The organism is Streptomyces sp. NPDC057302 (genome assembly GCF_042667685.1).
Taxonomy (GTDB): domain Bacteria; phylum Actinomycetota; class Actinomycetes; order Streptomycetales; family Streptomycetaceae; genus Streptomyces.
Window position 1 is genome coordinate 70126 of record NZ_JBHUZJ010000027.1, and the last position, 22039, is coordinate 92164.

General features: G+C 69.4%; 20 protein-coding genes. 9 read left to right on the forward strand and 11 right to left on the reverse strand.

Annotated features, from left to right (window positions below):
- The first annotated feature begins 285 nt into the window (after positions 1–285).
- Both ACFUPX_RS20455 and ACFUPX_RS20460 read left to right on the forward strand, forming a co-directional pair.
- Positions 286–1530 carry a trypsin-like serine peptidase gene (locus ACFUPX_RS20455; RefSeq protein WP_383324125.1) on the forward strand — a complete coding sequence of 415 codons (1245 nt, stop codon included), beginning with the start codon at positions 286–288 and terminating at the stop codon, positions 1528–1530.
- 214 nt (positions 1531–1744) lie between these two features.
- Positions 1745–2962, forward strand: a complete 1218-nt coding sequence (locus ACFUPX_RS20460; protein ID WP_383324128.1) for a trypsin-like serine peptidase — start codon at positions 1745–1747, stop codon at positions 2960–2962.
- Positions 2963–3084: 122 nt separating this feature from the next.
- Here the strand turns inward: ACFUPX_RS20460 and hflX are convergent, their stop codons facing one another.
- From hflX to miaA, 6 genes are all read right to left on the reverse strand, one after another.
- On the reverse strand, positions 3085–4584 hold the full coding sequence (hflX, locus tag ACFUPX_RS20465; RefSeq protein WP_383324131.1) for a GTPase HflX: 1500 nt from the start codon (positions 4582–4584) through the stop codon (positions 3085–3087).
- Positions 4585–4753: 169 nt separating this feature from the next.
- A complete protein-coding gene (locus ACFUPX_RS20470) occupies positions 4754–6241 on the reverse strand; it encodes a M1 family metallopeptidase (RefSeq protein WP_383324134.1) in 1488 nt (495 codons plus the stop codon).
- 110 nt (positions 6242–6351) lie between these two features.
- On the reverse strand, positions 6352–8502 hold the full coding sequence (locus ACFUPX_RS20475; RefSeq protein WP_383324138.1) for a RelA/SpoT family protein: 2151 nt from the start codon (positions 8500–8502) through the stop codon (positions 6352–6354).
- Between the two features lie 142 nt (positions 8503–8644).
- Positions 8645–9523: a diaminopimelate epimerase gene (dapF, locus tag ACFUPX_RS20480; protein ID WP_383324141.1), complete on the reverse strand. Its 879-nt coding sequence runs from the start codon at positions 9521–9523 to the stop codon at positions 8645–8647.
- Between the two features lie 75 nt (positions 9524–9598).
- Positions 9599–10054 (reverse strand): hypothetical protein, encoded by a 456-nt coding sequence (locus tag ACFUPX_RS20485; protein ID WP_383324201.1) that lies wholly within the window; start codon positions 10052–10054, stop codon positions 9599–9601.
- A gap of 107 nt (positions 10055–10161) precedes the next feature.
- Positions 10162–11100, reverse strand: a complete 939-nt coding sequence (miaA, locus tag ACFUPX_RS20490) for a tRNA (adenosine(37)-N6)-dimethylallyltransferase MiaA (RefSeq protein ID WP_383324144.1) — start codon at positions 11098–11100, stop codon at positions 10162–10164.
- Positions 11101–11282: 182 nt separating this feature from the next.
- Between miaA and ACFUPX_RS20495 the strand changes: the two genes are divergently transcribed.
- A complete protein-coding gene (locus ACFUPX_RS20495) occupies positions 11283–11693 on the forward strand; it encodes a hypothetical protein (protein WP_383324147.1) in 411 nt (136 codons plus the stop codon).
- Positions 11694–11718: 25 nt separating this feature from the next.
- Positions 11719–12012, forward strand: a complete 294-nt coding sequence (locus ACFUPX_RS20500; protein ID WP_383324150.1) for an antitoxin — start codon at positions 11719–11721, stop codon at positions 12010–12012.
- Between the two features lie 206 nt (positions 12013–12218).
- On the opposite strand, the gene ACFUPX_RS20505 is transcribed toward ACFUPX_RS20500, so the two are convergent.
- From ACFUPX_RS20505 to miaB, 3 genes are all read right to left on the reverse strand, one after another.
- Positions 12219–12977: a class III extradiol dioxygenase subunit B-like domain-containing protein gene (locus tag ACFUPX_RS20505; protein WP_383324153.1), complete on the reverse strand. Its 759-nt coding sequence runs from the start codon at positions 12975–12977 to the stop codon at positions 12219–12221.
- A gap of 20 nt (positions 12978–12997) precedes the next feature.
- The gene (locus ACFUPX_RS20510; protein ID WP_383324156.1) at positions 12998–13282 is read right to left on the reverse strand and encodes a hypothetical protein; all 285 of its coding nucleotides are present in this window, start codon (positions 13280–13282) and stop codon (positions 12998–13000) included.
- 69 nt (positions 13283–13351) lie between these two features.
- A complete protein-coding gene (gene miaB / locus ACFUPX_RS20515) occupies positions 13352–14872 on the reverse strand; it encodes a tRNA (N6-isopentenyl adenosine(37)-C2)-methylthiotransferase MiaB (protein WP_383324159.1) in 1521 nt (506 codons plus the stop codon).
- A gap of 86 nt (positions 14873–14958) precedes the next feature.
- On the opposite strand from miaB, the gene ACFUPX_RS20520 reads away from it, so the two are divergent.
- Positions 14959–15954, forward strand: a complete 996-nt coding sequence (locus ACFUPX_RS20520; protein ID WP_383324162.1) for a TAXI family TRAP transporter solute-binding subunit — start codon at positions 14959–14961, stop codon at positions 15952–15954.
- 23 nt (positions 15955–15977) lie between these two features.
- Here ACFUPX_RS20520 and ACFUPX_RS20525 read toward each other — a convergent pair whose 3' ends face one another.
- Both ACFUPX_RS20525 and ACFUPX_RS20530 read right to left on the reverse strand, forming a co-directional pair.
- Entirely contained in the window at positions 15978–17405 is a 1428-nt protein-coding gene (locus tag ACFUPX_RS20525; RefSeq protein WP_383324164.1) for an ATP-binding protein, read from the reverse strand.
- 16 nt (positions 17406–17421) lie between these two features.
- Positions 17422–18111, reverse strand: coding sequence for a response regulator transcription factor (locus ACFUPX_RS20530; RefSeq protein WP_383324167.1), 690 nt, complete (start codon positions 18109–18111; stop codon positions 17422–17424).
- Positions 18112–18398: 287 nt separating this feature from the next.
- Here ACFUPX_RS20530 and ACFUPX_RS20535 point away from each other — a divergent pair, with 287 nt between their 5' ends.
- The 4 genes from ACFUPX_RS20535 to ACFUPX_RS20550 all read left to right on the forward strand — a co-directional run bounded on the left by ACFUPX_RS20535 (position 18399) and on the right by ACFUPX_RS20550 (position 21905).
- A complete protein-coding gene (locus ACFUPX_RS20535) occupies positions 18399–19178 on the forward strand; it encodes an amino acid ABC transporter ATP-binding protein (protein ID WP_383324171.1) in 780 nt (259 codons plus the stop codon).
- Positions 19179–19224: 46 nt separating this feature from the next.
- On the forward strand, positions 19225–20145 hold the full coding sequence (locus ACFUPX_RS20540; protein ID WP_383324174.1) for a glutamate ABC transporter substrate-binding protein: 921 nt from the start codon (positions 19225–19227) through the stop codon (positions 20143–20145).
- Between the two features lie 168 nt (positions 20146–20313).
- Positions 20314–20961 carry an amino acid ABC transporter permease gene (locus tag ACFUPX_RS20545; RefSeq protein ID WP_383324177.1) on the forward strand — a complete coding sequence of 216 codons (648 nt, stop codon included), beginning with the start codon at positions 20314–20316 and terminating at the stop codon, positions 20959–20961.
- A complete protein-coding gene (locus ACFUPX_RS20550) occupies positions 20958–21905 on the forward strand; it encodes an amino acid ABC transporter permease (protein ID WP_383324180.1) in 948 nt (315 codons plus the stop codon). The genes ACFUPX_RS20545 and ACFUPX_RS20550 overlap by 4 nt, the downstream gene beginning before the upstream one ends.
- Positions 21906–22039: the final 134 nt, after the last annotated feature.

The following is a 22039-nucleotide window of genomic DNA, read 5'->3' on the forward strand; positions in this document are numbered from 1 at the left end:
CGATCTGGGCTTACGCGCCGACGAGTTGGCAGGGGAGATGAACGCAGGCCGCCAGTCCCCCGTACGTACCAACGACGGGGACTGCGGAGGAACACGGGTCAGCGGAAGATCCTTGCCGTGACGGAACCGTTGCCGTTCCGTCGGCAGTCCCGTATGGCACCGGCATAGTGTGAGGTGCCGTTCATCCGCAGCAGGGTGTGCGCCAGCAGGTACGGCGCTCAACGCACCGTGCGGCACGCGGTGTCCGGCACGTGAACGATCTCGAAGCCCAGGGGGAATCTCTCTATGCGATCCATACGCCCGCACAAGACCGCCCGTCGTGGGAGGAGCGCGCGCGGCAGAACCTCCCCTGTGGCGGCCGCTGTCGCCATCGGCGCGGCGCTCGTGCTGACCGCGACGGCCTGTGGCCCCAGCGACGACAACGCGGGCGACGAGCCGTCCGCCTCCCAGCCCGCCGACGACGGCAATGACGGCAACGACAACGACAACGTCAAGATTCCGCAGGACATCCAGGACCGGCTCAAGGAGCACGGCATCGACCTGGACAAGTGGAAGGGCGGCGCCTGGAAGGACTTCAACCGGGAAGACTGGCTCCGCGAGGCCGGCGACTTCGTCAACCCGATCATCGAGGGCCTGTGGGACTCGGACCGCATGCGGGACGCGGACAAGAACCCCGACCGCGGTGTCGACGACAATGACATCTCCGGTGACCAGGGCGTCACCGACCCGACCCCCGAGCCGGTGGAAGCGGCGGCCGTGAAGACGCCGTACGACGCCAGCGTTCCCGAGTCGGGCAAGCTGTTCTTCGACGGTCCCGACGGCTCGATGGTCTGCTCCGCCACCGTCGTCAAGGACCCGGCCCACCCGGGCAAGTCCAACATGGTGTGGACCGCGGGCCACTGCGTGCACGCGGGCGCCAAGGGCGGCTGGTACCGCAACATCGCCTTCGTCCCCTCGTACAACAACGTCGGCAAGTCGGCCGCCGAGTTGGAGAACGCCCCCAAGGAAGAGGTCGCTCCGCACGGCGTCTGGTGGGGCGACTGGGCGCAGACCTCCGACCAGTGGATCGAGAAGGGCGGCCCGACGGGCGGCACGGGCGCGCCGTACGACTTCGCGGTGATCCACGTGACGCCCGAAAAGGGCAGCGAGGGCCAGTCCCTTGAGGAGCAGGTCGGTTCGGCGCTTCCGGTGGACTTCAACGCCCCGGCGGTGCCCCAGATCTCCGACATGACGGCGACCGGCTACCCGGCCGCTCCGCCGTTCGACGGCCAGAAGGCGTTCCAGTGCGCCGACAAGCCGGGCCGGCTCTCGATCAGCAAGCCCGACCCGACGATGTACCGCATCGGCTGCACGATGACCGGCGGTTCGTCCGGCGGCGGCTGGGTCGCCAAGGGCTCGGGCGGCGAGCCCGCCCTGGTGTCCAACACCTCCATCGGCCCGGTGACGGCAGGCTGGCTTGCCGGTCCGCGTCTGGGCAAGGAAGCCAAGGGCATCTACGGCGCGGTCAGCAAGAAGTTCGCCGACAAGTAGCCGGCCGGTAGTGGCCTGATGCACGACGGCGGGGTCGCCGCAAACCTTCACGACCCCGCCGTCATTCGTCCCCAATCACCCAGGCATAGTGGGGTGTTGCGTTCGGCCGGACGCTCGTGGAGCTTCTACGCCGACACATGACAAGTACATGGCAATCATCGCAATTGCAGCAATCACACGTTCAATTCGGGTTCAATTCGGGGGTTACAGCACCATGCGTTCCACTCGTGCGCCCTTCGCGCGCAGTCGCGGGCGACGTCTCGCACTCGCCGCCACCGGGCTCGCCGCGACTCTGGCACTCACCGCCACGGCCTGTGGTCCGAGCGACGACAAGGCAAGTGACAAGGCCGATTCCGGCACCGCCCAGGGGGCGGACAAGGGTTCCGACGCCGACACCGGCTCCGATGCCAAGCTGCCCGGCGACCTCGCCGAGAAGCTGAAGGACCACGGCATCGACCCGGACAAGTGGAAGAGCGGCGGCTGGAAGAACTTCGACAAGGAGTGGCTCCGCGAGGCCAAGGACTTCGTCAACCCGGTCATCGAAGGGCTCTGGAAGCCCGAGCGGATGAAGAAGGCCAAGGACCCGAACAAGACGATCGCCGCGAAGGACGCCCCGTCCGACCAGGGCGCGACCGATCCCGAGCCGTCGCCGGTCCAGGCCAAGCGTGAGAAGACGCCGTACCACGAGAACGCCGCCCCGGTCGGCAAGATCTTCTTCGACGCTCCCGGCGGCTCGATGGTCTGCTCCGGCACGGTCGTGAAGGACCCGCGCAACCCGGGCAAGTCCAACCTCGTGTGGACCGCGGGCCACTGCGTGCACGCGGGCGCCGAGGGCGGCTGGTACCGCAACATCACCTTCGTGCCGGCCTATAACGACCTCGGCAAGTCCGAGGCCGAGCTGAGCAACGCCGCCCCGCAGGAAGTCGCCCCCTACGGCCAGTACTGGGCCGACTGGGTCTCGACCTCCGCCGAGTGGATCGACCAGGGCGCCTCTTCGGGCGGTGCGGGTGCGCCGTACGACTACGCCGTGATGCACGTGAAGCCGGAGCAGGGCTCCAAGTCCCTCGAGGAGACGGTCGGCAACGCCCTTGAGGTCGACTTCTCGGCTCCGTCGACGCAGAGCGTGAGCTCGATGGGCGCCTGGGGATACCCCGCCGCTCCCCCGTTCGACGGCCAGATCATGCACAAGTGCATCGACAAGCCGGGCCGTCTCTCGCTGACCTCCGCCCAGCCGACGATGTACCGCATCGGCTGCACCATGACCGGTGGTTCGTCCGGCGGCGGCTGGTTCCGCATGGTGGGCGACAAGACCCGGCTGGTCTCGAACACCTCGATCGGCCCGGCCGAGAACACCTGGCTGGCGGGACCGCAGCTGGGCAAGGGCGCCGAGCAGGTCTACGACATGATGAGCGAGAAGTACGGCTCCAAGTAGCCGCACGGCGGGCGACCCCCGCACCTCGCACCTGACGCGGCTGAGGCCCGCCCCCTGCAAGAGAGGGCGGGCCTCAGCCATGCGGACCGATCAAGGTCCGACTGCGTGAACTACGGCTGCGCTCAGCCCGCGACCGGCACGTACGGCGCGAGATCCGCCGCCAGTTCCTCGTGCACCCGCGCCTTGAGCAGCGTGCCGTCGGCGGTGTGCTCCTCGGAGAGCACCTCGCCCTCGGCATGGGCCCGCGAGATGAGCTGACCCTGCGTGTACGGCACGAGGGCCTCGATCTCGACCTCGGGCCTCGGCAGTTCGGCGTCGATCAGCGCGAGCAGCTCTTCGATGCCCGCGCCCGTGCGCGCGGAGACCGCGATCGCGTGCTTCTCGTTGCGCAGCAGCCGCTGGAGGACCAGCGGATCGGCGGCGTCCGCCTTGTTGACGATCACGATCTCGGGCACGTCGGTCGCGCCCACCTCGCGGATCACCTCGCGCACGGCGGCCAGCTGCTCCTCCGGCACCGGGTGCGAACCGTCCACCACGTGCAGGATCAGGTCGGACTCGCCGACCTCTTCCATCGTGGAGCGGAACGCCTCGACGAGGTGGTGCGGCAGATGCCGTACGAACCCGACGGTGTCGGCCAGGGTGTAGATCCGGCCGCTCGGCGTCTCGGCCCGGCGCACGGTCGGGTCGAGGGTGGCGAACAGCGAGTTCTCCACCAGGACGCCCGCGCCCGTGAGTCGGTTGAGCAGGGAGGACTTGCCCGCGTTCGTGTAACCGGCGATCGCGACCGAGGGCACCTTGTTGCGCTTGCGCTCCTGGCGCTTGATCTCGCGGCCGGTCTTCATCTCCGCGATCTCCCGGCGCATCTTCGCCATCTTCTCGCGGATCCGACGGCGGTCCGTCTCGATCTTGGTCTCACCGGGACCACGCGTCGCCATGCCGCCGCCACCGCTGGATCCGCCGCCGCCCATCTGACGGGAGAGCGACTGACCCCAGCCACGCAGGCGCGGGAGCATGTACTGCATCTGGGCGAGGGCGACCTGCGCCTTGCCCTCTCGGGACTTGGCGTGCTGAGCGAAGATGTCGAGGATCAGGGCGGTCCTGTCGACCACCTTGACCTTGACGACGTCCTCGAGGTGAATCAGCTGGCCAGGGCTCAGCTCACCGTCACACACGACGGTGTCGGCCCCGGTCTCGAGGACGATGTCACGCAGCTCCAGGGCCTTGCCGGATCCGATGTACGTCGCCGGGTCGGGCTTGTCGCGGCGCTGGATGACGCCGTCGAGCACGAGCGCGCCCGCCGTCTCGGCGAGGGCGGCCAGCTCGGCGACCGAGTTCTCCGCGTCCTGCACTGTGCCCGAGGTCCATACGCCGACGAGGACCACTCGCTCCAGACGGAGCTGTCGGTACTCGACTTCGGTGACGTCCTCGAGCTCGGTGGAGAGGCCGGCGACGCGGCGCAGGGCCGCGCGCTCGGAGCGATCGAGCTGTTCGCCGTCCCGCTCTCCGTCGTGTCCGTGGCTCCAGGCGACGTCCTCTTCCATCAGGGCATCGGCCCGAAGACCTTCGGGATAGTTCTGCGCGAGGCTCTGCGCGTCCTGGGAAGGGGAAGAAGAGGAGGTCATTGGATCCTTACGTCGATGGGATTCGTCATAGTCGTAACGCTCGGGGCCGCCCCGTGATTCCCCGGGCCGACCGGCAGCGACCCTGAGATCACCCCGAGGGGTTCACCCGGACCCGCAGCGGCGCCGACCTGAAGATGGTTGCACGGAACGGCCCGTCTCGTCACGTGGGTTATTTCCCTGTGGGAGCCGCCTTACGCCAGTCCGGATGCCCCGGCATCGGCGGCGTCTTCGCGCCGTACAGCCAGGCGTCGAAGAATCCGCTCAGATCGCGCCCGGAGGTCGCCGAAGCGAGCCGTACGAAGTCCGCGGTCGTCGCGTTCCCGTCCCGGTAGGTGTGCACCCAGTCCCGCTCCAGGCGGTCGAAGTTCCGGTGCCCGATCTCCTGGCGCAGCGCGTAGAGCACCAGGGCGCTGCCGTCGTACACGACCGGCCGGAAGATGCTGATCTTCTGGCCCGGCGCGGGCCCCTTCGGGGAGGCCGGCGGTCCGCCCGCCGCACGCCAGCCGTCCGACTGCCGGTAGGCCTCACGCATCCGCTTCTGGACGGGCTTCTTCGACTTCTCCTCGGCGAAGAGTGCCTCGTACCAGGTCGCGTGTCCTTCGTTGAGCCAGAGATCGGACCACGAGGCCGGGCTCACGCTGTCCCCGAACCACTGGTGCGCCAATTCGTGGACCATGATCGAGTCCACGTACCACTCGGGGAACTCGGGCCGCTTGAACAGCTCCCTCTCGAAGAGGGAGAGGGTCTGCGTCTCGAGTTCGAAGCCGGTCTGCGCCTGCGCGATCAGCAGGCCGTACGTCTCGAAGGGGTAGCGGCCGACCTTCTCCTCCATCCAGCCGATCTGGTCCGGCGTCTTCTTCAGCCAGCGCTCCATCGCCTTGCGGTCCTTGGTGGGCACCACATCGCGTACGGGGAGGCCGTGCGGCCCGGAGCGGTGCACCACGGTGGAGCGGCCGATGGACACCTGCGCCAGTTCCGTCGCCATGGGGTGGCGGGTGCGGAAGAGCCGGGTCGTGGTGGACCCGGTGTGCGCCGTGGCCACGGGCAGGCCGTTGGCGACGGCGGTGAGCCCCTTCGGGGTGGTGACGCGGAAGGTGAACTGCGCTTTGTCGGAGGGGTGGTCGTTGGACGGGAAGACGCGGTGCCCGGCGTCGGCCTGGTTGGCCATGGCGAGCCCGTCGGACGTGGGCACCCAGCCGCCGTCCCGGTCCTTGGTGGGCCTGGGGTCACTGGTGTGCCGGACGGTGATCCGCATCTGCTCGTCCCGGTCGAGCGGCCGCGACGGCGTGACGACCAGGTCCTCACCGGTGGACTCGAAGCGGGCCGGGGCGCCGTTGACGTCGACGGAGCGGACCTTGCCGTGGGCGAAGTCGAGGTTGATCCGCTGCAGCGGCGCACTCGCGCGGGCCTCGATCACCGTCACGGCGTCGAGCGGCTTCTTGTTGTCGCCGTGGTAGGTGAAGGCGATGTCGTACGACATGACGTCGTACCCGGGATTGCCCAGGTGCGGGAAGAGCCGGTCGCCGATGCCGAGCGGTCTGGCCGGTGACGGCGCGCTCGCGGCGAGCAGGGTGGCGGAGGTGGCCGCGGCCAGGAGCGCGGTCGCGATGCGAAGAGTCTTCGGCCGCGAGGCCTTGACCCGGGGGGTGAGCAGCATGAACTACCGCTATCAGCGCGGGCCTTCCGCGCCTGCCTCGGCGCGCGCCGTGCCACTCGAACGAGTCGCCAGTAGGCGGCTTGGTCGACGCCGACGCCCGTGACCGGCTCCTACGAAGTCGCCGCAGGATGCTGGGCACGGCTGACGTCGTAGACACCGGGCACCGCACGCATCGCGCGCATCAGCCCGGGAAGGTGGGCCGCGTCCGGGAGTTGCAGCGTGTACGTGTGGCGCACGCGCTGCTGGCTCGGCGGCTCGACGGTCGCCGACATGACCTCGACACCCTCCAGGGCGATGGCTTCGGTGAGGTCGGCCAGCAGATGCGCCCGCCCGAAGGACTCGGCGATCAGCGTGACCCGGCACTCGGCGCTGTCTCCCCAGCGCACGCCCACCTCCGCGCGCCCCACCTCCTTCATGCGCCCGACGGCGGGGCACTCGACGCGGTGCACGGTGACGACGCCGCCGCGCACGGCGAAGGCGGTCACCTCGTCGGGCGGCACCGGCGTACAACAGCCGGCGAGCCGCACGCTCGCGCCTTCCCTGTCCACGACGGCGTTGGCCGCCGCGGGGCGCGGGAAGTCGGAGGTCTGCGGCGGGGGCGTGGGCTTCTCCGGCGCCGAGGCCGCGGGAGCCGAAGCGGGCGTGGGGTGGGTCGTGAGCCAGCGCCGGATGGCGATCCGGGCACCGGGCGTGCGCGCGTGGTCGAGCCACTCGCTGGAGGGCCCTGACGCCGCGTCCTGCCCCATGAGCAGCTGAACCGTGTCACCGTCCAGCAGGACCGTGCTCAGCGTCGCCAGGCGGCCGTTGACACGTGCGCCGATGCAGGCGTGGGCATCCTCGCCGTACTGGGCGTAGGCGGCGTCCACGCAGCTGGCGCCCGCGGGCAGTCCGAGCGTGCCACCGTCGGGGCGGAAGACGGCGATCTCGCGGTCCTGGGCGAGGTCTTCGCGGAGCGTGGACCAGAACGTGTCCGGGTCGGGGGCCGCTTCCTGCCAGTCGAGCAGGCGGGAGAGCCAGCCGGGTCGGGTCGGGTCGGCGCGCTCGCCGTCGACGGCGTCGTCGGAGGGGGCGTCCGGACCGGCGCCGGACTGCTCCTCCGAAGGAGGAGCGTAGGGATTGTGCAGGGCGACCACGCCGGCCTCGGCCACCTTGTGCATCTGGTGCGTACGGATGAGGACTTCGGCGACCTCTCCGTCCGGGCGGGCCACGGCCGTGTGCAGCGACTGGTAGAGGTTGAACTTCGGTACGGCGATGAAGTCCTTGAACTCCGAGACCACCGGCGTGAAGCACGTGTGCAGCTCTCCTAGGACGCCGTAGCAGTCCGCGTCCTCGTTCACCAGGACCAGGAGCCGCCCGAAGTCCGCCGCGCGCATCTCGCCGCGTTTGCGGTGCACCCGGTGGACGGAGACGAAGTGCCGTGGCCTGATGAGGACTTCGGCCGTGATGCCCGCCTCGCGCAGCACCGCGCGGACGTCGTCCGCCGTCGCTTCCAGCGGGTCCCCGCCGCCCATGGCGTTGGCCGCGATCAGCTCTTGGACCTCTGCGTACTCCTCCGGGTGGAGGATCGCGAAGACGAGGTCCTCCAGCTCGGTCTTGAGCGCCTGCACGCCCAGGCGCTCGGCGAGCGGGATGAGCACGTCCCGCGTCACCTTGGCGATCCGTGCCTGTTTCTCGGGGCGCATGACGCCGAGCGTGCGCATGTTGTGCAGGCGGTCGGCCAGCTTGATCGACATGACGCGTACGTCGTTGCCGGTGGCCACGAGCATCTTGCGGAAGGTCTCGGGCTCCGCCGCCGCTCCGTAGTCGACCTTCTCCAGCTTCGTGACGCCGTCGACCAGATAGCAGACGTCGTCGCCGAACTCCGTGCGCACCTGATCGAGCGTCACGTCCGTGTCCTCGACGGTGTCGTGCAGCAGGGACGCGGTCAGGGTCGTGCTCTCGGCGCCCAGCTGGGCGAGGATCAGGGTCACCGCGAGCGGATGTGTGATGTACGGCTCACCGCTCTTGCGCATCTGGCCGCGGTGGGAGGACTCCGCGAGGACCCACGCGCGCCGCAGCGGCTCCAGATCCGCGTCCGGGTAGTGGGCGCGATGGGCTTCCGCCACATGGCCGATCGCGTCCGGCAGCCGGTCCCGGGCGCCCGGTCCCAGCAGGGCCGCGCGGCCGAGCCTGCGCAGGTCGAGCCGTGGACGGCCGCGCCTGCGCTGCGCGCCGGGCGTCACGGGGCCAGACATCGCGGGGTTTGTGGCCTCCGCACTCATGGGCACCTCCGGCTGCTCCGACCGGCGGTGAGCGGACGACGGCGTGCTCCGTCCGGGCCGGTGCTTGATGCTACCGAGCCCATCACGCGCCGCTGACCGCCTCTCGCCGAGCGTGAAACGGATCACCCATTCGAGCGACAGTTCACGGGTTTACAGTTTCGAGCCATTCCGCGTCGATCTCGCCTTCGGCGACGATCACCGCGGGACCCGTCATCTCGATCTCGCCGTCGGGCCGCTCGGTGATCACCAGGCTCCCACCAGGCAGATCGACGGTGTACGTGACCGGCGAACCGGTCGTGGCGGGGTCCGCCCCGTCCCTGCGGGCCGCCGCGACGGCGACGGCGCACGCGCCCGTGCCGCACGAGCGGGTCTCGCCCGAGCCTCGCTCGTGCACACGCATGGCGACGTGGCGCGGGCCCCGGTCGACGACGAACTCGACGTTCACGCCCTCCGGGTAGGCCGAGGCGGGGCTGAAGGGCGGCGGGTCGTACAGGCGGCCCGCGTCGGCCAGGTCGTCCACGAAGGCGACCGCGTGCGGGTTACCCATGTTCACGTTGCGTGCGGGCCAGTGCCGGTCGGCCACGGACACGGTGACGTCCCCTTCGGGGAGGAGCGCCTTGCCCATGCCTACGGTGATGTCCCCGCCGGCCGCCGCCTTGGCGATGTGCACGGTCTTCACGCCGCCACGGGTGGCGATGGCCAGATCACCCTCGCCGGCCAGTCCCGCGCGCTGCAGATAGCGGGCGAAGACGCGCACGCCGTTGCCGCACATCTCGGCGATCGAGCCGTCGCCGTTGCGGTAGTCCATGAACCATTCGGCCTCGGCGGCCAGATGGCGCACCTCCGGGTGTGCCGCGGACCGTACGACATGCAGCAGGCCGTCGCCCCCGATGCCCGCGCGGCGGTCGCACAGGGCGGCCACGGCGGCCGGGGGCAGCTCGACGGTGTTGTCGGGGTCCGGGACGATCACGAAGTCGTTCTCGGTGCCGTGCCCCTTGAGGAAGGCGATCCGCGTGCTCATTCCTCGATCGTACGGGGTAGCTACGACACTCAGTCCGTACGGTGCCCGTCAGGGCCCTGACCTCGTACGACGCCGTCAGCGAAGGCGGGCGACGCGCCACACCGCGAGGAAGGCGACGGCCAGGAAGACCAGGGCGTACGCGGACACGATCCGCCAGTCCGGGCGGCTTCCGGAACCCCGCTCGGGCAGCCCCGGCCAGGTGTGCCCCACGCGGCGCGCGGCCATCATGCCCCAGCCCGCGGCGCAGGAGCTGATCAGGAGCCCGAGCATGGCGACGACGGCGCCGCCGTCACCGAAGTCGAAGGCCAGCGGGAAGGCGAACATCAGGGATCCGGCCGCGGCCAGGATGACGATCGGTGCGAGCTGCCAGATGCGCAGACGGCGCTGCGGGCGCAGTTCGACCTCGACCTCGGCCGTGGCCATCTGGTCCACGCCGGGACCGTCGTCGATCACGCCGTCCGGCGCCCCGTCAGGGCCGTCCGGGGTCAGCTCGCCGCCGCCATGCGCGGTGTCACGAGGGCCGGCCTCCATCGCCATCCGCCCTCCCACTCCGGACTCCACTGGTCGATCGATGGTCGATGATGGCACGGCGCCAGGGGCCGGGATGACCGCCGGAGCGTCCCGATGCCATCACGTGATCAGGCTGTGACCGCTCGTTCGACCAACGCCATTGCCCGTCCTCGGAGTTCCCCCCGATCGGCCATGGCACCACTGAGCCAGTGCACCCGGGGATCGCGGCGGAACCACGAGTCCTGACGGCGCGCGAAGCGCTTGGTCGCGCGCACGGTCTCCGCGCGCGCCTCGTCGTCGGTGCACTCCCCCGCGAGCGCCGCGAGCACCTGCTGGTATCCGAGTGCGCGCGACGCCGTACGCCCCTCGCGCAGACCGACGGCCTCCAGCGCACGCACCTCGTCGACGAGGCCCGCGTCCCACATGCGGTCCACGCGCGTGGCGATGCGTTCGTCGAGTTCGGGGCGCCCGACGTCCACACCGATCTGGACGGTGTCGTAGACGGAGTCATGGCCGGGAAGGTTGGCGGTGAAGGGCTTGCCGGTGATTTCGATGACCTCGAGGGCGCGGACGATCCGGCGGCCGTTGCTGGGCAGGATGGCCTGGGCCGCTCCGGGGTCGGCGGCGGCGAGGCGGGCATGGAGCGCGCCGGAGCCGTGGAGCGCGAGCTCTTCCTCGATGCGGGCCCGGACCGCGGGATCGGTGCCGGGGAACTCCAGGTGGTCGACGGCGCCCCTGACATAGAGCCCGGAGCCACCGACCAGGATCGGCCAGCGTCCGTCGGCGAGAAGGCGGTCGATCTCCGCTCGCGCGAGCTTCTGGTACTCGGCGACGCTCGCCGCCTCCGTCACGTCCCAGATGTCCAGGAGGTGGTGCGGCACTCCGTCACGCTCTTCGAGCGTCAGCTTGGCGGTTCCGATATCCATCCCTCTGTAGAGCTGCATGGAGTCGGAGTTGACGACTTCGCCGCCGAGACGCTGGGCGAGGAAAACGCCCAGATCGGACTTTCCTGCCGCGGTCGGCCCGACGACGGCGATGACCCGCGGTGCGGGAGCTGCTCTACTCACCGCCCCAGTCTCGCAAATTCCGGGACCACTTCCCGAACGAGCTACGTGACGCCACAGGCCCGGGGTCGTTGCCTGTTGCGAGGTTCCGGCCGCCGGTTTCGAATATCGGCGACCCGGGCGGCGCAACAGGGCGCACCGGGCGGCGCGGGATTTCGCCCACACGAGTACCGTATGGAGTAGATATGGGCGTTTTTGCACGGTTCCGCCGGAAGTCCAAGGACACGGAAGAGGCGTCAACGACCGAGGCGGCAGTCGGCACCCTGACGGCCGAAAAGCCGGAGGCCGCCGGGGACTCCCCCGCAGCCGAGTCCGGTACGACCGAGAAGGCCGACGAGACCGGCAAGGAAGACGCCAAGGTCGAAGCTGCTGCCGTCGAGGAGAAGGCCGAGGCTGCAGCCGAGGGCGAGGCCGAGGCCGTCACGAAGGCGGAGGGCAAGGCTGAGGCCGAGACTGACGCCAAGGCCGAAGACGAGGCCGAGGACTCGGCGGAGAGCACCGAAGAGGCTGCCGCGGAGAACGTGGACATCCCGAAGCAGCAGTCCGCGGAGAAGGCCGCCGACAACGACGAAGCCGACGAGGGCGCCCGCAAGTGACTCTCCCAGCGAGGGAAGGTAACCGATGGGCTTCCTGCAGAGCCTGAAGGACAAGCTCGCCCCGGCGAAGGACAAGGTCGCGGGCCTCGCGCAGCAGCACGGGGACAAGATCGACCAGGGTCTCGACAAGGCCGCGAAGGTGGTCGACGACAAGACCAAGGGCAAGTACAGCGACAAGATCCAGACGGGGACGGGCAAGGCGAAAGATGCCGTGGACCGCATCGCTGGCACGCCCGACGAGGTCCCCGACGAGGGCCCCGACGAGGGCAAGGGCACGGGCGGCGGCACCGCCCCTCCCCCACCTCCTCCGGCTCCCTGAACCACCGGCTGCTCGAAGCACCGGCTGAACGACACCGGCGGACGGCCGCGGAGCACCACCAGCTCCGCGGCCGTCGCCGTACCTCGGCAGCCGGGCGCGCGACATCAGCCTCGCCGGAGCCTCTCGGACCACCAGCCCCGCTCAAAGCCCCTCGGGCCTGCCCAGCCCGTCAGGCCGCTGCGACCAGACCGGCTGCGACCAGACCGCTACGACCAGGCCGCCACCAGATAGCCCACGCCGTACGGAGCGTCCTCGTAGAGCAGCTCTCCGCTCAGGCCCGCGCCTTCGGCCGCGCCCGCGAGCACCTGCCACGGCGCCCGGCCCGCCACTTTCAGTTCGTACGCCAGCTCCTCGTCCAGCGCCTTGAGCGCCGCCACGTCCGCCGCCCCCAGCGCGCGGGCGATCTCCGCGTCGAATCCGACCGCGCGCTCGTCGAGATATCCCGGCGCCTTCAGCGTGCGGCACGCGCTGGCATCGCCCATCACCAGCAGGGCCACCCGGTCGGCCCGCGCCGCGATTTCCCCTCCGACTTGAATACACCGCTCGGCCGCCAGAGGTTCCCCCACGCCGAGACCTTCCAGCGGCGCGGCAGACCACTCCGTACGGTCGAGCAGCCAGGCCGCGACGGCGAGGGAGGTCGGAAGCCGGCCCTCCGACGCATCCTCCGCATCCTCCGCATCCTCCGAGGAGCCGTCCGTGCCGTCTTCGCCGCCGGATCGTCCAAGGCGTACATCGAGATCCACGCCGAAGCCGCGGAACGACCCCCGCGCGCCCTGCGGATGCGGTCCACGCCCCTTCCGCTCGGCCGGGCCGACCACGACGAGCCGGTCGGGCCGCGAGGCGGCGAGCACCCCGATGGCGTCCGTGCACGCGGCACGCGCGGCGTCCAGTTCCGGGGCGGCGCCCGCGGCGACGTCGGGGACGAGCAGGGGCGGGCAGGGGCAGGCGGCTGCGGCGACAAGCATGATCGGCAGCGTAACGCGCGCTAGTAGGTGATCGGGCCCGAGTCCCACTCGAGCTCGGAGATCGAGAAGCGGTACGGGAAGGACCCGCCGGACGAACCGTCGCCGATCACCATCCAGCCGTCGGACGTGCGGTAACGCCTCATCCGTACGGGATAGCGCGGGTGCTTGGGGCGGTACAGGCGGACGAACTCCGCGAACCGCTCCACCGCCTCCTCGTGCGTGCCGTCCACCGTGGCCATCAGCTCGAAGAGATGCCACGCCCCCGGTCCCGGAGGGTTCTCCATCATCAGCGCCCAGCGCGCCATCAGCCCGTCCCCCGTGTGCCTGTCGCTCGCCTTGTCCGGTTGCCCCCCAGACCCCCCGGGGGCAAGCGGTCAGTCGACGGCGCAGCCGCTGACGGTGGCCACGGGCAGCGGCTCGGGGGCGCCCACCTTCGGGAGGCCGAGCATCACGCCGGCGGGCTTGGCCGCCGCCTCGGTGTTGCGCTTCTCCCAGGCGTCACCCGCGCGCGTGGGGCGCACGTTCAGGACGGCGCCCTCGGCGAGCAGGTGGTGCGGAGCCGCGTACGTGATCTCCACCGTCACGACGTCGCCGGGGCGGACCTCGGTCTCCGGCTTGGTGAAGTGGACCAGGCGGTTGTCGGGGGCGCGCCCCGAGAGGCGGTGGGTGGCGCCGTCCTTGCGGCCCTCGCCCTCGGCGACCATCAGCTCCATGGTCCTGCCGACCTGCTTCTTGTTCTCGTTCCAGGAGATCTCCTCCTGGAGGGCGGCAAGACGCATGTAGCGCGCCTGCACGACCTCCTTGGGGATCTGCCCCTCCATGGTCGCCGCGGGCGTACCGGGGCGCTTGGAGTACTGGAAGGTGAAGGCGTTGGCGAAGCGGGCCTCGCGGATCACGTGCATCGTCTGCTCGAAGTCCTCCTCGGTCTCCCCGGGGAAGCCGACGATGATGTCGGTGGTGATCGCGGCCTCGGGCATGGCGGCGCGGACCTTCTCGATGATCCCGAGGAAGCGGTCCTGGCGGTACGAGCGGCGCATCGCCTTCAGGATCGGGTCCGAGCCGGACTGGAGCGGCATGTGCAGCTGCGGCATCACGTTCGGGGTCTCCGCCATGGCGGCGATCACGTCGTCCGTGAAGTCGCGCGGGTGCGGGGAGGTGAAGCGCACGCGCTCCAGGCCCTCGATCTTCCCGCAGGCCCGCAGGAGCTTGCTGAAGGCCTCGCGGTCACCGATGTCCGAGCCGTACGCGTTCACGTTCTGGCCGAGCAGGGTGATCTCGGAGACGCCCTCGGCAACGAGCGCCTCGATCTCGGCGAGGATGTCGCCGGTCCTGCGGTCCTTCTCCTTGCCGCGCAGGGCGGGCACGATGCAGAACGTGCAGGTGTTGTTGCAGCCCACGGAGATGGAGACCCAGGCCGCGTACGCGCTCTCGCGGCGCGTGGGCAGCGTCGAGGGGAACGCCTCCAGGGACTCGGCGATCTCGACCTGCGCCTCTTCCTGGACGCGGGCACGCTCCAGGAGCACCGGCAGCTTGCCGATGTTGTGGGTGCCGAAGACGACGTCCACCCAGGGCGCCTTCTTGACGATGGTCTCGCGGTCCTTCTGGGCCAGGCAGCCGCCGACGGCGATCTGCATGCCGGGCCGCTTGGTCTTCATCGGCGCCAGACGGCCCAGATTGCCGTACAGCTTGTTGTCGGCGTTCTCCCGGACGGCGCACGTGTTGAAGACGACCACGTCGGCGTCGCCGTCCGAGCCCTCGGGCGCGCGTTCGTAGCCGGCGCCCTCAAGGAGTCCGGAGAGGCGCTCCGAATCGTGGACGTTCATCTGGCACCCGTAAGTGCGTACCTCGTACGTTCCTTTAACGCCCACTGCCTGTCCCCGGTCGCCGCTGCTCATGTGACAAGGGTAGGCGGTCGGGGAAGTGACCCCGCCGGGAGCTCGGCCCTGGCCATCCCAGCGAGTGGCCTGGCAGGATCGCGCGCATGCTCGAGGCTCTCCCCCACATCAGCAGGCGCCGCGCACTCCAGGGTGCGGCGGCCGCCCTCGTGGTCTTCGGGCTGTTGATGTGGTGGCTCGTTCCGGTGGGCGACGACTCCCCCGGGGGCCGGATGACGTTCAGTACGGGCGTGAAGAACGCGGTGTACGAGCGGTACGGCAAGCTCCTGCGAACCGCGATCTCCCATGACATGCCCAAGGTCGACGTGGAGCTGCTCAACAGCGAGGGGTCGCAGCAGAACGTCGAGCGGGTGGCCACGGGGAAGGCCGATTTCACCATCGCGGCCGCCGACGCCGTCGAGAAGTACCGCCTGGAGGGGCGCGCGGGCGCGGACCGGCTGCGGGGGTGTGCGCGGCTGTACGACGACTACGTCCAGCTCGTCGTCCGGCGCTCGTCGGACATCGACAGGGCGCAGGACCTGCGGGGCAAGAAGGTGGCCGTGGGACAGCCGCGCTCGGGCGTGCGCCTGATAGCGAACCGGGTGCTCAAGGCCGCCGGTCTCGATTCCGGCAAGGACCTCACGCCGGTGGACGCCGGTATCGACACGGCGCCCGACCTTCTTAAGAAGGGTGACATCGACGCCTTCTTCTGGTCGGGCGGTCTGCCGACCACCACGGTGCGCGAGTTCTCCAAGAAGTTCGACATCCGTCTCGTGGAGCTCGGCACCCTCGTGGACGCGCTGCACGAGCAGGGCGGAGCCTCCCACTACTACCGGGCTGCCGTCATGCCCGCGGACGCCTATCCGGCCGCTCAGCAGAACGACGCCGTACCGACGCTGGCCGTGGCGAACCTCCTGGTGACCACGGACCGGGCGGACCCGAAGCTGACCGAGGGCCTGACCCGCACGGTGATCGACAGCCGCGACCACATCGGCGACAAGGTGCACGCGGCCCAGCTGGTGGACCTGCGGACGGCCCTCTACACGGATCCGCTCGCTCTGCACGAGGGTGCGCGCCGCTACTACCAGTCGGTCAAGCCGTAGCCGTCAGGCAGCGCCCGATGCCGTCAGGCCCTCGTCAGGCCGGGAGGACGGGGCTCGCCACGCGGGACGCTGACGGTCACCCGCAGTCCGTGCGGTTCGTGCCGCTCGTACGCGATGGAGCCGCCGCCCGTGGTGAGCAGGGCACGCGAGATGGACAGGCCCAGGCCCGAACCCTTCACGTTCTGATGGCGGTTGCTGCGCCAGAAGCGGTCGCCGATGCGGGCGAGTTCGTCCTCCGTGAGGCCGGGGCCGCCGTCCGTGATCACTACGGTCGTCAGTTCGCCGCTGCAGGAGACCTCCACGCGGACCTCCTCGCCCTCGGGCGTGAACTTGAGGGCGTTGTCGATCACCGCGTCCAGGGCGCTGGACAGCGCGACCGGGTCGGCCCAGCCGGTGGTCGCCGGGCAGGTGCCCGTCAGCCGCACCCCGTGCTCGTCGGCGAGCGGCCGCCAGGCGCCGACCCGTTCGGCCACCAGGGCGCCGATGTCGGTGAGCTGCAGGTCGGCCGCGGCGTGCTCGGCCAGCGCGAGGCCCAGGAGGTCGTCGAGGACCTGGGCGAGGCGCTTGCCCTCGGTGCGCACGGAGGCGATCTCCTCGTTGCCCTCGGGCAGTTCGAGGGCGAGCAGCTCGATGCGGAGCAGCAGGGCGGAGAGCGGGTTGCGCAGCTGGTGCGAGGCGTCGGCGACGAAGGCCCGCTGCTGCTCAAGGACGTCCTGGACGTTGTCGGCCATCTCGTTGAACGACCGTGCCAGTCGTCGGAGTTCCGGCGGCCCGCCCGCGGCCGCCACCCGTGACTTCAGGCGTCCGGTCGCTATGTCGTGCGTGGTCGCGTCGAGGACCCGTACCGGGCGCAGCACCCACCCGGTGAGGCGCAGCGCGGCGCCGACGGCCAGGAGCATCGCCGCCGACTCGCCTGCTCCGATGAGGAGCCATCCCTGCAAGGTCTTCGAGCGCATGCGCCCGGTGGGCGACTCGGTGACGACGACGGCGATGACGTCCCCGTCCCTGATGACCGGAGAGGCGACGACGAGCCGGCCGCGCTGCCAGGGCCACACCTGGCGCGGATCGTGGCTTCCACGGGACCTGAGGGCCTCTTCGAAGGCCTCCCGCACCTCGACGCCCCGGGGGGGCAGGAACCAGCTTTCCGGGGCGTGAGCCATGGGCTCACGGTCCCTGAAGAAGACGCCTGCCTTGATCCCGTAGACCTCGTGGTAGTAGTCGAGTTCGGTCTGGAGGGTTTCGCGCCGTTCGTCCTTGTCCCGCAGCCGTGATCCCGTGGGACGTTTCGTGACGAACTGCGCGAGCGCCGCGAAGCGCACCGTGTCGTCGATCCGGTCGACGACGACCTTCTGCTGCTGCGCCGCGGCCACGCTCACCGCGAGCGGGAAGCCGAGGGCGAGGAGCACACCCGCCATAAGGACGATGAGCAGCGGGAGGAGGCGAGAGCGCACCTGACCTCGCTACTCGCTACGCGGCCGGGGCGACGAGCCGGTAGCCCACGCCCCGCACGGTCTCGATCAGGGCCGGCATGTGCAACTTGGAGCGCAGGGAGGCGACATGCACCTCGAGCGTGCGTCCCGTCCCCTCCCAGCTGGTGCGCCACACCTCGCTGATGATCTGCTCCCGGCGGAACACCACGCCGGGCCGCTGCGCGAGGAGTGCGAGCAGGTCGAACTCCTTGCGGGTCAGCTGGACCGTCGAACCGTCCACGCTGACCTGGCGGGTGGGCAGTTCGATGCGTACGGAACCGAGGCGCAGTTCGCTGTCCGCGGGGCCCGCGTCGGCGCCGGACGGGGGGCGCCGGATGACCGCGTGGATGCGGGCGATCAGCTCCCCGGTGTCGTACGGCTTGACCACGTAGTCATCGGCCCCGAGATTCAGGCCGTGGATCCGGGAGCGCACATCTGCGCGCGCGGTCACCATGATCACGGGCGTCGAGCCGCGCTTGCGGATCTTTCCGCACACCTCGTAGCCGTCCTGATCGGGCAGCCCCAGATCGAGAAGAACGACTCCGAAGGGCGCCGTCTTCCCGGGCAGCAGGGCCTGTAGCGCTTCCTCGCCGCTGCGGGCGTGCACGACGTCGAAGCCGTGCCTGGCCAGGACCGCCGACAGGGCGGCGGCCACGTGATCGTCGTCCTCGACGAGGAGCAGTCTCATACGGGCCCCCTCCGGTTCATCGGTCGTTCCGTTCGCGCTCGCCGATGGCCGGTATGCGCGCGTGCACAGGCACCAAGGCATCCACTCCGATAGATAAGGACCGCGTCAAGAGGGTTCGGGTCACGGACACGTTCCGTTATGGAGCCGGTACGCGGCGGGGAGTCCCCTTCACACGGAGTGTCCGGTTGCGGCCGGATCGTTATGCTCAATTTCCCCTCAGATGTAATGACGCTGGTCGCACTGGGTTATTACTGTCCTCCCAACCGAGGAGGATGGAGCAACAAGCCGTGACCGAAGTATCGGTGACCAAGGACGCCATACCGCCCGGGGCGGACGACCTGGTCGTGCTGAAGAACGTCAACAAGCACTTCGGCGCTCTGCACGTCCTCCAGGACATCGACCTGACCATCACCCGCGGTGAGGTCGTCGTCGTAATCGGCCCCTCCGGGTCGGGCAAGTCGACACTGTGCCGCGCCATCAACCGCCTGGAGACCGTCGAGTCGGGAGAGATCTCGATCGACGGCAAGCCGCTGCCCCAGGAGGGCAAGGCACTCGCCCGTCTCCGTGCGGACGTGGGCATGGTCTTCCAGTCCTTCAACCTTTTCGCGCACAAGACCGTGCTCGAGAACGTGATGCTGGGCCAGACCAAGGTGCGCAAGACGTCCAAGGCGGAAGCAGAGACCAAGGCACGCGGCCTCCTGGACCGCGTGGGTGTCGCCTCGCAGGCCGACAAGTACCCCGCGCAGCTCTCCGGTGGCCAGCAGCAACGCGTCGCGATCGCCCGCGCGTTGGCGATGGACCCCAAGGTGATGCTCTTCGACGAGCCCACGTCGGCGCTCGACCCGGAGATGATCAACGAGGTCCTCGAGGTCATGCAGCAGCTCGCGCGTGACGGCATGACCATGGTCGTGGTCACCCACGAGATGGGCTTCGCACGATCCGCGGCCAACCGCGTCGTCTTCATGGCCGACGGCAAGATCGTCGAAGAGGCCGTGCCGGACCAGTTCTTCAGCAACCCGCGCAGCGACCGGGCCAAGGACTTCCTGTCGAAGATCCTTAAACACTGAGGCTCCCACGTCGTCTCAACGCCAGTCGAAACAAAGGATGTTCACCATGAAGCTCCGTAAGTCCGCCGCCGCAGCAGCGGCGATCGCCGCGCTCTCGCTCGCCGCCACGGCCTGCGGCGGCAAGGAGGGCTCCGCCGGCGACAAGCCGGAGGGCCCGGACACCTCCGGTTCCAAGGCCCTCAGCTACGAGGTCAAGAAGGACGTCTCGGTCGACTCGGGCGTCTTCAAGGCCGCCAAGAAGCGCGGCAAGATCGTCATCGGCGCCAAGGCCGACCAGCCGTACCTGGGCTTCCAGGACCAGTCGACCAAGGAGTACTCCGGCTTCGACATCGAGATCGCCAAGATGATCGCGGCTGATCTCGGCTTCTCGACGAAGCAGATCGAGTGGAAGACGGTCGACTCCGGTGCGCGTGAGACCGCGGTCTCCAAGGGTGACGTCGACCTGATGATCGGCACGTACACGATCAACCCGGAGCGCAAGAAGCAGATCGACTTCGCGGGCCCGTACTTCCACGCCGGTGCCTCGCTCCTCGTCCGCAAGGACGAGAAGGACGTCAAGGGTCCGGAGACGGTCCGCGACAAGAAGGTCTGTTCCATCGTCGGCTCCACGCCGCTGCAGAACATCAAGAAGCCGAAGTACGGCGCCAAGGTCACCGAGCTCTCCAAGTACTCGGAGTGCGTCGCCCAGCTCCTGAACAACCAGGTCGACGCCGTCACCACGGACGACGCGATCCTGATGGGCTACGCGGCGCAGAACGAGGGCAAGCTCAAGGTCGTCGGCAAGCCGTTCTCGGACGAGCCCTACGGTGTCGGCCTCAAGAAGGGTGACGCGGCCCTGCAGACGGCCGTCGCGGACGCCATCAAGGCGCACCAGGAGAGCGGCGACTACAAGAAGGCCTACGAGGCCACCCTCGGCAAGTCCGGCTCCGACTACAAGGACCCGCCGGCCTTCACCGACCCGAAGTAATCCGGCACGCCCCGCTCCGTCCGCGCTCACCCGCGGTACGGAGCGGGACGTTCGCTGCGCGCATCGCTGCCGGACCCGTCGCGAAACCCTGCCACCGCCCGCGGCCCTGACGGCCTGGGCCCGTCGCGATTACCTGCGACCCGTCGCGAAAGACCTCGCGGAGAATTCATGGACGTACTGCTCGACAACCTGTCGCTCTTCCGCGAAGGGTTTTTCGGGACTCTGAAGCTGACCGCATCCAGCGCGCTCGTGGCTGTGGTGGCCGGGGTCATCATCGCCGGGTTCCGGGTATCACCCGTACCGCCGTTGCGAATATTTGGAACTCTCTGGGTCACGCTGCTGCGCAACACCCCGCTGACCCTGCTTTTCCTTGTGGCCTTCTTCGTCGTGCCCAAGGTGCTCAACCCCGACCTGGACTCCTTCCTTCTCGCCACGTTCGCCTGCGGTTTCTACACCTCCGCATTCGTGGCCGAGGCGGTCCGCTCAGGCATCAACACCGTGCCGCTCGGGCAGGCAGAGGCGGCCCGGGCGATCGGGCTGACCTTCACCCAGACGATGCGGCTCATCGTCCTCCCCCAAGCCACGCGCACGGTGGTGCCGCCGCTGTCCAGCATCTTCATCGCCCTGACGAAGAACACCGCCATCGCGGGTGCCTTCGACAACGTCGAGTTGTTCAACGTCTCCAAGACGCTGAGCAATGAGGGCTACGACATCATCATGATCTTCGTCTGGATCACCATCGCGTACCTGATCATCACGTACGCGATCAATGGCCTCTTCCGACTCCTTGAGCACCGCCTGGAGGTCGCCCGATGAGTGCCAACGTCCTCTTCGACGCCCCTGGCCCCAAAGCCCGCGTCCGTAACATCATCTACAGCATCGTCGGCGCTGCGGCTCTCCTGGGCGGCATTGTCTGGGTCCTTCTGAGGCTGAACAGCAAGGGCGAGTTCGACGGTGCCCTGTGGGACATCTTCAACTACACCGGAATCCAGCAGAACATTCTGGACGCCCTCGTCGCCACGCTGAAGGTGTTCGCCCTCGCAGGCGTCTTCTCCCTGGTGTTCGCCGTGGTGCTCTGTGTGGCGCGGCTCTCGGAACACAAGCCGGTCCGCTGGGTCGCCGTCGCCTTCATCGACCTCTTCCGGTCCATTCCGCTGCTCATCACCATCTTCGCATTCTGGGTCGGCCTCGTCGGCGACATGACCCCGTTCTGGGCGCTGGTGATCGGTCTGACCATCTACAACGGATGCGTCCAGGCCGAGGTGCTCCGTGCGGGCATCAACGCGGTGCCCAAGGGACAGATGGAGGCCGCCTACGCCCTCGGTCTGCGCAAGACCCAGGTCATGACCTCGGTGCTCTTCCCGCAGGCGGTCCGGTCGATGCTGCCGACCATCATCAGCCAGCTGGTGGTGACGCTGAAGGACACCTCGCTCGGATTCTTCGTCCTCTACCCGGAGCTGCTGCAATCGGCCCGGCTGATCGCCAACAACACTCCGGTCAACGGCGTTTATCCGTTCGTCCAGACGGTCACCGTCTTCGGCGTCATCTACATCGGTCTCTGCCTGCTCCTCTCCTCTCTGGCCACCTGGATCGAGAAGCGCGGACGTCGCGCCAAGACCGGCATCGCCGTAGCCGCGGCCGCCGAACCGGCCGAGGCGCCCGGCGTGCTCGATCCCTCCGCCCCTCTCGGCCCCACCGCGGGGGCCACCGAGGCAGCGGACACGCCGCCGGGCGACAGCCCCACGGAGAAGAAGAACTGACGCGACCTCAGCATCAGGGCGCACCCGCCCGAGAGCTCGTCCATCAGGGCCCGCCGAGAACACTCGGCGGGCCCTGACGCGTCTCCTGCCTCCCGTTCCCCACGAACGGCCCCCGAGGGAGCTCCGCCACCGTG

What these genes read in the sequence shown, in the direction of transcription:
- dapF (WP_383324141.1), bottom strand. Translation starts at nt 9,523, where the DNA reads ATGAGCACGCGGATCGCCTTCCTCAAGGGGCACGGCACCGAGAACGAC.
- ACFUPX_RS20475 (WP_383324138.1), bottom strand. Translation starts at nt 8,502, where the DNA reads ATGAGTGCGGAGGCCACAAACCCCGCGATGTCTGGCCCCGTGACGCCC.
- ACFUPX_RS20545 (WP_383324177.1), top strand. Translation starts at nt 20,314, where the DNA reads ATGGACGTACTGCTCGACAACCTGTCGCTCTTCCGCGAAGGGTTTTTC.
- ACFUPX_RS20550 (WP_383324180.1), top strand. Translation starts at nt 20,958, where the DNA reads ATGAGTGCCAACGTCCTCTTCGACGCCCCTGGCCCCAAAGCCCGCGTC.
- ACFUPX_RS20495 (WP_383324147.1), top strand. Translation starts at nt 11,283, where the DNA reads ATGGGCGTTTTTGCACGGTTCCGCCGGAAGTCCAAGGACACGGAAGAG.
- ACFUPX_RS20470 (WP_383324134.1), bottom strand. Translation starts at nt 6,241, where the DNA reads ATGCTGCTCACCCCCCGGGTCAAGGCCTCGCGGCCGAAGACTCTTCGC.
- ACFUPX_RS20485 (WP_383324201.1), bottom strand. Translation starts at nt 10,054, where the DNA reads ATGGAGGCCGGCCCTCGTGACACCGCGCATGGCGGCGGCGAGCTGACC.
- ACFUPX_RS20505 (WP_383324153.1), bottom strand. Translation starts at nt 12,977, where the DNA reads ATGCTTGTCGCCGCAGCCGCCTGCCCCTGCCCGCCCCTGCTCGTCCCC.
- ACFUPX_RS20460 (WP_383324128.1), top strand. Translation starts at nt 1,745, where the DNA reads ATGCGTTCCACTCGTGCGCCCTTCGCGCGCAGTCGCGGGCGACGTCTC.
- miaB (WP_383324159.1), bottom strand. Translation starts at nt 14,872, where the DNA reads ATGAGCAGCGGCGACCGGGGACAGGCAGTGGGCGTTAAAGGAACGTAC.
- ACFUPX_RS20500 (WP_383324150.1), top strand. Translation starts at nt 11,719, where the DNA reads ATGGGCTTCCTGCAGAGCCTGAAGGACAAGCTCGCCCCGGCGAAGGAC.
- ACFUPX_RS20540 (WP_383324174.1), top strand. Translation starts at nt 19,225, where the DNA reads ATGAAGCTCCGTAAGTCCGCCGCCGCAGCAGCGGCGATCGCCGCGCTC.
- hflX (WP_383324131.1), bottom strand. Translation starts at nt 4,584, where the DNA reads ATGACCTCCTCTTCTTCCCCTTCCCAGGACGCGCAGAGCCTCGCGCAG.
- ACFUPX_RS20455 (WP_383324125.1), top strand. Translation starts at nt 286, where the DNA reads ATGCGATCCATACGCCCGCACAAGACCGCCCGTCGTGGGAGGAGCGCG.
- ACFUPX_RS20520 (WP_383324162.1), top strand. Translation starts at nt 14,959, where the DNA reads ATGCTCGAGGCTCTCCCCCACATCAGCAGGCGCCGCGCACTCCAGGGT.
- ACFUPX_RS20530 (WP_383324167.1), bottom strand. Translation starts at nt 18,111, where the DNA reads ATGAGACTGCTCCTCGTCGAGGACGACGATCACGTGGCCGCCGCCCTG.
- ACFUPX_RS20510 (WP_383324156.1), bottom strand. Translation starts at nt 13,282, where the DNA reads ATGGCGCGCTGGGCGCTGATGATGGAGAACCCTCCGGGACCGGGGGCG.